The sequence below is a fragment of the Kitasatospora sp. NPDC023385 genome (genome assembly GCF_055664045.1).
This window is the reverse complement of sequence record NZ_JBVOOL010000065.1, coordinates 1-7,455: the sequence shown is the minus strand read 5'-3', so window position 1 is coordinate 7,455 and position 7,455 is coordinate 1. Positions and strand designations below refer to the sequence as shown.

Below are 7,455 nucleotides of genomic sequence, written 5' to 3'. Positions count from 1 at the left end.
CCTGAAGCAGCCCGGCTCCGACGACCTGTCCCGCGACATCCCCGTCGTCCAGTCGTTGGACCGGCTCACCGAGGCCTTCCCGAGCAAGGGCACCGGAGCGTCGGCGGTGAAGTCGCGCTGCACCAGGTCCGGGGCGAGGCCGGCCGCCGGATCGCGGCGGGTGAAGGAGCGGGGCCGGCGCGGGCTCACGCCCTGCAGGCCGGCCTGGCGCATCAGGCGCTCGACCCGCTTGCGGCCCACCCGGGTGCCCTCGCGCCGCAGGGCCGCGTGGACGCGCGGGGAGCCGTAGGTTTCGTCGGAGTCTGCATGGATCCGGCGGATATGCTCGGTCAGCTCCGCGTCGTGGCGTCTGCGCTCGCACGGCTCGTGAACCTCGCGGCGCCAGCGGTAGTAGGTGGAGGCCGGGATGTGCAGTTCCCGGAGAACGGGCTCGGCCCCGAAGCGGTCCTGGTGCTCATCGATGAGCTTCAGTACCGTCGCCGGGTCGGGTCGAGCTCCTGGGCGAAAAAAGCCGAGGCGGCCTTGAGGATCTCGCAGGACCGGCGAAGCTCAGCGTTCTCCTTCCGCAGAGCGGCCAGCTCCTCCTTCTCCGCCGTGGTCAGCCGGTCGTCCCGCTCACCCCGGTCCGCCTCGTCCTGACGGATCCAGTTGCGCAGGGCCTCGTGGTGGACTCCGAGATCGCGGGCCATCTGCCGGATCACGGGCTTCGGATCGGCGGCCCGGTACGCGGCAACGGCTCGCTGCCGCAACTCGGGCGGGTACTTCCAATGCCGCGTAGTTAAGGGGTGGTTGGGCCGGTCAAGACCACGTCCGGGTGATGTTCCAGCCGGTCGGGAATGGCCCATTCGGGAGCGAGGATGTAGGTCGCGGGAGCGACCTTGCGCAGGATTCCCTCCCTTTCCCAGCGGATGAGCTCACCGGTCAGGCTTCGATGGTGGGCAAGGCCGAGTTCCTTGGCGATCTCGGTGGCGTGCCGGGATCGGCAGGGGTCAGCGCGCATGAGCTGGAGCGTGCGATCCCGTCGACCCTCGGGAGCGAGCTCGGCGCTCTGGTGAACGGTGACCGTGATCCCGGCCATCCGGGCGGTCACCCGGAGCCGGCTCTGGTCGGGCGGGTTCGCGTAGCGGGAGACGGGGCACTTGACACGGCGGGGTGCGATGCGCGGCCGACGCCTGGGCAGCAGGTTCTCCAGGACTGCCTGGCCGATCCGGCCGGTCTGGAGGGGGCGGGTGGGGTCGGGCAGGATGCCATCGGCGGCGACGACCTGGTCTCTGGCGGCTTCGAGGGCGGCGGTGAACGCGGCCCGGTCGGGATCGGTGCCGGGCGCGGACTCCACGGCTTCGGCCATGGCTCGGCGAAGAACCTGGTAGACGACCAGTTGGGCCCAGATCTCCTGCTGCACCTCAAGGGGGTCGTGCGAGCGTAGGACGAGCCCGCCGGCCAGAGAGTGCCGCAGGGCATAGAACGCTGATTCGATCTCCCATCGCTCGCGGTAGAGGGTGACGAGCTCGTCAGCGGGGTAGCGGTGGTGGTCGAGCAGCGTTGTGGCCAGGCGGTAGTGGCCGGTGATGCGGACGCCCCCGTGGATTGTCGCGGTGACCTGGGCGTCGATGACGCGCAGGCGGACCCCACGGATCCGTGTCAGGTAGGAACCGTCGGACAGGTGGGCCCACTTGGCGGGGGTGCGGCGGTTGTCGAGGCGGACCAGGAGCTGGGCGCCGGTGGCCGCGCAGCGGGCCAGGAACTCGTCGGAGTCGAGGCCTCGGTCGTTCAGCAGCAGCATGCTGTCGTCCAGTAGCGGCAGCAGTTGCTCGGCATAGACGGTCTCTCCCGGGGCTACCGGGCCGAAGACCGCACCGAGCAGGGCGCGCGTCCCGGTCTCGCACAGGGCCACGAGTTTCAGCATGGGGTAGCCCTCCTGTCCGTAGCGGTGCTTGATCTTGCCGAGCCAGTCGCAGACGCGGTGCCGGTCGGGGGCCTTGGCAGAACTGCACCCGTCGAAGGCCACGGTTCGCCAGCTTCGGTAGCGCACGCCGGGCGCTGTCGGCTGGGCGACCGGCCCGGCGAGGCTGTCGAACAAGAGCTTCAGCGGGGCCGGCCCGAGTCTTCGACGCAGGTCACGCAGGGCCTTCTCTGAGGGGCGATGGATGTTCAACTGCCATAGGCCAGCGGTGAGTTTGTCCCACACTCGCAGGTAGCCCAGGCTCGGGAAGAGAGCCAGGGCCAGAACGAAGTACATGCCGACCCGCGAGGGCAGCATCCGCAGCCTGGCCTGCGTGGTGCCCGTCCGCGCCAAGACGTCGTCGACGAGTTCGAAGGGAATCTGCCGGGTCAACTCCCCCAGATGCCCCCAGCGTGTCCGGGCTGCTCACCGACCGGTCGCTGCCGGGCGCCGATCGGGTAACTGCCAGGCGGCACGCCGGAATCCGGATCCGTGAAACCGGGCGAGCAGGTCGTCGTGCGGGGAGTCCGTGAGGACGAGGAGGTCGTGGATACCGCCCACCGCACCGGGCCAGGCCGGCAGGTGTCCGCGGTGGCCTCCCCAGGTGCGAGGAGGGACGGGACGGACGGTGACCGAAGGCTGCGGATGCGGTCAGCGAACGCTTCGACGTCAGCCCGGAGTCGGCCGCTGCCGTCGGCGGAAAGAGCCGAGACCTGCGCCGGTATGCGACGCGGGTCTCACGGGCGTGATATGGGATATGGGCCCCGGAAGGTGCGACGCGGGCCTCAGCTGCGGTGGCGGGCGCTCGGTCGGCGGCGCATCCGCACCATGAACCAGCGGGCGATCACCAGCACCACTACCACCACGACGCCCTTCGACACCCAGCCGCCGTACTCCTCCACCAAGTTCCAGTTGTCGCCCAACCAGTACCCCAACAGGACGAACACGGTGTTCCAGATCAGGCTGCCGGCGGCGGTCATGGCCGTGAAGGCCAGCAGCGGCATGCGCTGGATCCCGGCCGGTACGGAGATGAGGCTGCGTACCACCGGCACCATGCGGGCGATGAAGACGGCCTTGCGGCCGTGCCGCTCGAACCACGCGTCCGCCTTGTCGATCTCGTGCGCACTCATGAACGGGATGCGGGCCGCGAGTGCGCGGGTCCGGTCCCGGCCCAGGAGCGCACCTGCGGCGTAGACGATCCAGGAGCCGACGATGGAGCCGATCGTGGTCCAGACGATGACAGCCAGCAGACTCAGCTTGCCCTGCCCCACCGCGAACCCGGCGACGGGGAGGATGATCTCGCTGGGGATGAACGGCAGAACGGTGTCGACCAGATTGGTCAGGCCGGCGCCCACGGCACCGAGGGTGGTCATGACGTCGACGGCCCATCCGGCGATGCCGCCTGCGGGCTCGGCGGAAGCGGTAGCGAGCGACGCGGAAGCCAACGTTGCGATCATGCCATTGACTCTAGAGGCCGGGGCCCGGCCGTCACCATGAGGTCAACCGCCCGGTCCTGCTGCGGTTTTCCGTAACCATTACTGTCGCCCGTGCCCGAGCCGCGCGGCCTGAGATTCTCATGGTCGGTCACGTGACGTACGCACCCGGCCCACGGGAACCAGGCACTGTTCCCGCAGGCGCCGCGAGCACAGTGTCGAGGTAGCACGACAGCGACGTAACGGGGAGGCCTCGATGCAGCGGATTCACTTCACGGGTACCGATCTGACACGCGTCCGGCTGCAGAGCAGCCTGGGGCCGCTGATGGAGGGTGTGTTCGCGCTGCGGCTGCTGACCCGGCCCTGGCGCGACGACGCGAACGTGCGGTGGTGCGTCGCCGTCCGCAACGCCCTGCGGGCCGGCACCCGGGCGGCCCTGCCGGTGCCGCTCACCCGGGGCGCCGAAAACCTGCCGCTGCGGCTGCTCGAACGCGCCGGCTGCGAGGAGACGGCGCAGCGTGCGCCGGGTACCCGTGCGGAGGGCACCCGGTTGGCGCTCGATGTGTGGCGCGCCGGGGTGTCCCCGTACTGGGCGAGGATCCTCGAACGGCTGGAGGCGGTGTGCGAGGCCCACGGCAGGGTCGCGGCCGGCGGCGGAGTGGAGCAGCTGCTGTCGACGCTCCACCCGCGGATCTCCTGGAAAGCGCCGGTCCTGGAGGTAGACGACGGGCCCAACGTGGCCCTCACCCTCGACGGGCGTGGCCTGGTCCTCAAGCCGTCGGTGTTCCTGCCCGGGGAGGCCGGGCGGCTGGTGGCCCACGAGCGGGACAGCGGCCATGCCGTGCTGGTCTTCGCCGCCTCTCCGGGCCTCGTCGCCGGGTGGGACGACGTCCCGGCCCCGGACGGCCACGCCGGTGACGAGGGCGAGTCCCAGGCGCTGAGCGCGCTCGTCGGGCAGACCAGAGCGGCCGCCCTCCGCCTGCTGACCGACACCTCCACCAACTCCCAGCTCGCCGCGCGGCTGGGGGTGTCGCCGGGGGTCGCGAGCCGGCACGCCACCGTCCTGCGGGAGACCGGGCTGATCAGCACCCGGCGGGTGGGCAGCAGCGCCCTGCACACGGTGACCCCGCTGGGCATGGCCCTGCTCGGCGGGCAGTCGCGCAAGGTCCTGCCGTTCACGGCCGCCGACGGCCCGAACGGCGGCTCCGGCCGTGCCCCGTATGAGGGCCCGGCCAGCGTCCGCTCGGCCTGAACCGGCCCGCTGGTCGGCAAGCCGGTATGACGTCTTCACACTCCGGAAGTGACTGCAGCACTGTCCCCGTCTTTCCCCGCTTCGCAGAATCGTGGCGCGGGCCCCGCAACAGTGGGGCCTCGCAACAGATCGAGAGCGACGACCAAGGAGTTCCGGCAGCAATGAGCACCTTCCCCACCTTCGGCACCGTCACTGGCGACTCCGCCTTCAGCGCCGCCTCCACCACCGGCCTGGTGATCGAGGACGTCGACACCGTCGCGCCGCAGGGCGTGGCCCTGTTCACCGTCTGCGTCATGTCGGCCCAGACCGCCCCCTCCTCGACCACCGGGGGGCAGCCGGGCGCATGACCGACACACGGGGGAAGAGAATGCAGCTGGTCACCAGCGATACGGACCGGGTGGGCTTCAAGAGCCACCTGCGAGCCGAAACCGTGCCCGGACAGGCGGTGTACCTGGTCTCCCAACGCGGGTTGACCATACTGCGCGGAGATCACGCCGAGGTGCTGGCGCCGCTCCTGGACGGCAGCCGCAGCACGGCCGCCGTGCTGCGGGAGGCGGCACCGGCGCTCGCCTCCGGGGAAGCCCTCGGCTCCCTGCGGGCGCTGGCCTCCGCGGGCCTGCTCCGGGTGCGACCCGCGCGGGCGGACGACGACCGGGCAGACGACGACCGGGCGCACCACCGGACTGGGACGGGCACCGAAGGCCCGGCGGGGCACCGCGCACGGTCCTCCGGTCCGCCGCCATCCGCTGGCCCCGCCGCCGAGGCGTTCTGGGACCTGCTGGGGCTCGACGGCGGCCGGGTACCGGCCTCGCTCGCCCGCGCCCGGGTGCGGCTCCTCGCGCTGACCGACGCGGACCCCGCAGAGGCCTGCGCGGCCCTGAGCGGCGCCGGGCTGAACCCGGCGGCGGACCGGGACGCCCCCGCGGACCTGTCCGTAGTGCTGTGCGACGACTACCTCTCCCCCCGCCTCGCGGAGGTGGACGCCCTGCACCGCCAGGACGGCACTGCCTGGCTCCCGGTCCGGCTGGGATGGTCGAACCCGTGGTTCGGGCCGGTGTTCCGCCCGGGCGAGGGCCCATGCTGGCACTGCCTGGCGTCCCGGCTGCGTGGCCACCGCCACTCGGAGGAGCTGCTCCGGCACTCGCTCGGCCGGCCCGACCCGGTGCCGCTGCCGCCCGCGACCCTGCCCGTGGTGCGCACGCTTGCCCTGCACCTGGCGGCCCTGGAGGCCGCGAAGTGGCTCGGCGGACTGCGCGGCCCGGAACAGTCGTCCGTCCGCTCCCTGGATACAGCCACGCTGGCCACCACCGCCCACCCGGTCTCCCGGATCCCGCAGTGCCCGTCCTGCGGGGACCGGGGCCTGGTGGCGCGGCGGGTCCAGGCGCCGTTCCAACCGGTGTCGCGCCCCAAGGCCCCCGGGGCGGGCAACGGGCACCGGGCCCTGACGCCCCGGCAGATGCTGGAGCGCCACGGTTACCTGGTGGATCCGGTCACCGGGATAGTCAAGGAGATCCGGCGCGCTCCCGGCAGCCCGGACTTCGTCCAGGCCTTCCTGTCCGGGCCCAACCTCGCCATGCCCGGCCGCTCGCTCGCGGGGCTGCGGGCCGGGCTGCGCAGCCTGAGCGGCGGAAAGGGCCTCACCGAGACCGAGGCCCGGGTGAGCGCACTGTGCGAGGCCGTGGAGCGGTACAGCGGCACCCGGCACGGCGACGAGCCGGTGGTCCGCGACTCGCTGCGCGGGCTCGGGCCAGCGGCCCTACACCCCAACGCCGTCCAGTTGTACGCCGAGGAGCAGTTCCGAGAGCGGGACCGGTGGAACGCGCGCGGTTCGCGCTTCCAGTACGTGCCCGCGCCGTTCGCCCCGGCCCGGCCCACCGAGTGGACCCGGGTCTGGTCGCTGACCGGGCGTACGCACCGGCTGCTGCCGACGTCGATGCTGTACTTCGGCGCGGAGGCCGCGCCCGACGGGCTGTGGGCGGACTCCAACGGCAACGCGGCCGGCAGCACCCTCGAGGACGCGCTCGTCCAGGGGTTCCTGGAACTGGTGGAGCGGGACGCCGTCGCGCTGTGGTGGTACAACCGCACCCGGCAGCCCGGTGTGGACCTGGCCGCCTTCGACGACGACCACCTGCCGGCGCTGCTCGACGGCTACCGCACGTCGAACCGCTCGGTGCACGTGCTCGACCTCACCTCCGACTTCGGAATCCCGGTCATGGCGGCCCTGTCACGCCGTACCGACAAGCCCGCCGAGGACGTGATCTTCGGCTTCGGCGCCCACTTCGATCCGCGGCTGGCGCTGCGCCGCGCGCTGACCGAGATGGGACAGCTCCTCCCGGCCGTCGGCGCGGTGACGGCGGAGGGCACCGGGTACCGGATCGACGATCCAGAGGCGCTCGACTGGTGGCGCACCGCCACGCTCGCGGGCCGCGACTACCTGACACCCGATCCGGCGGTGGCGCCCCGCCGCTCCGGGGACTGGGCGTACGCGCCGACCGAGGACCTCCTGGACGACGTCACCGCGATCACCGGGCTGGTCCGGGACCGCGGTTTGGAACTCCTGGTGCTCGACCAGACGAGAGAGGACCTCGGGATCCCGGTGGTGAAGGTGATCGTGCCGGGGATGCGGCAGTTCTGGGCGAGGTTCGCGCCGGGCCGGCTCTTCGACGTGCCGGTGGCCCTCGGGCGGAGAAGCTCACCCCTGCCGCGGGAACAACTCAACCCCGTACCGCTGTTCGTCTAGAAGTTCACTGAAAATCAGGGGTTCTGGCCCCGCGTCACTCGGTGTGGGGTCAGACTGCTGGTGTGCTGGGACAGTGGGATGGGGAGTT

At 71.9% G+C, this 7,455-nt stretch carries 7 protein-coding genes; 3 read left to right on the top strand and 4 right to left on the bottom strand.

Annotated elements, in window-relative coordinates:
* The 4 genes from AC0B61_RS36760 to AC0B61_RS36745 form a co-directional block, all read right to left on the bottom strand.
* Window positions 1-333, bottom strand: a 333-nt coding sequence (locus tag AC0B61_RS36760; RefSeq protein WP_471746831.1) for an IS3 family transposase, incomplete at its 3' end; no start/stop codon positions are given.
* Window positions 334-467: 134 nt separating this feature from the next.
* Window positions 468-845: a transposase gene (locus tag AC0B61_RS36755; RefSeq protein ID WP_471746827.1), complete on the bottom strand. Its 378-nt coding sequence runs from the start codon at window positions 843-845 to the stop codon at window positions 468-470.
* A complete protein-coding gene (locus tag AC0B61_RS36750; RefSeq protein WP_471746829.1) occupies window positions 779-2,344 on the bottom strand; it encodes an IS4 family transposase in 1,566 nt (521 codons plus the stop codon). The genes AC0B61_RS36755 and AC0B61_RS36750 overlap by 67 nt, the downstream gene beginning before the upstream one ends.
* Window positions 2,345-2,727: 383 nt before the next feature.
* On the bottom strand, window positions 2,728-3,399 hold the full coding sequence (locus tag AC0B61_RS36745) for a DedA family protein (protein ID WP_401087019.1): 672 nt from the start codon (window positions 3,397-3,399) through the stop codon (window positions 2,728-2,730).
* 232 nt (window positions 3,400-3,631) lie between these two features.
* Here AC0B61_RS36745 and AC0B61_RS36740 point away from each other — a divergent pair, with 232 nt between their 5' ends.
* The 3 genes from AC0B61_RS36740 (at window position 3,632) to AC0B61_RS36730 (ending at window position 7,367) form a co-directional block, all read left to right on the top strand.
* The gene (locus tag AC0B61_RS36740; protein ID WP_471746825.1) at window positions 3,632-4,627 is read left to right on the top strand and encodes an ArsR/SmtB family transcription factor; all 996 of its coding nucleotides are present in this window, start codon (window positions 3,632-3,634) and stop codon (window positions 4,625-4,627) included.
* Between the two features lie 161 nt (window positions 4,628-4,788).
* A complete protein-coding gene (locus tag AC0B61_RS36735; protein ID WP_471746823.1) occupies window positions 4,789-4,974 on the top strand; it encodes a hypothetical protein in 186 nt (61 codons plus the stop codon).
* A gap of 20 nt (window positions 4,975-4,994) precedes the next feature.
* On the top strand, window positions 4,995-7,367 hold the full coding sequence (locus AC0B61_RS36730; RefSeq protein WP_471746822.1) for a TOMM precursor leader peptide-binding protein: 2,373 nt from the start codon (window positions 4,995-4,997) through the stop codon (window positions 7,365-7,367).
* The last annotated feature ends 88 nt before the right edge of the window (window positions 7,368-7,455 follow it).

What these genes read in the sequence shown, in the direction of transcription:
- AC0B61_RS36735 (WP_471746823.1), top strand. Translation starts at nt 4,789, where the DNA reads ATGAGCACCTTCCCCACCTTCGGCACCGTCACTGGCGACTCCGCCTTC.
- AC0B61_RS36755 (WP_471746827.1), bottom strand. Translation starts at nt 845, where the DNA reads ATGGGCCATTCCCGACCGGCTGGAACATCACCCGGACGTGGTCTTGAC.
- AC0B61_RS36730 (WP_471746822.1), top strand. Translation starts at nt 4,995, where the DNA reads ATGCAGCTGGTCACCAGCGATACGGACCGGGTGGGCTTCAAGAGCCAC.
- AC0B61_RS36740 (WP_471746825.1), top strand. Translation starts at nt 3,632, where the DNA reads ATGCAGCGGATTCACTTCACGGGTACCGATCTGACACGCGTCCGGCTG.
- AC0B61_RS36745 (WP_401087019.1), bottom strand. Translation starts at nt 3,399, where the DNA reads ATGATCGCAACGTTGGCTTCCGCGTCGCTCGCTACCGCTTCCGCCGAG.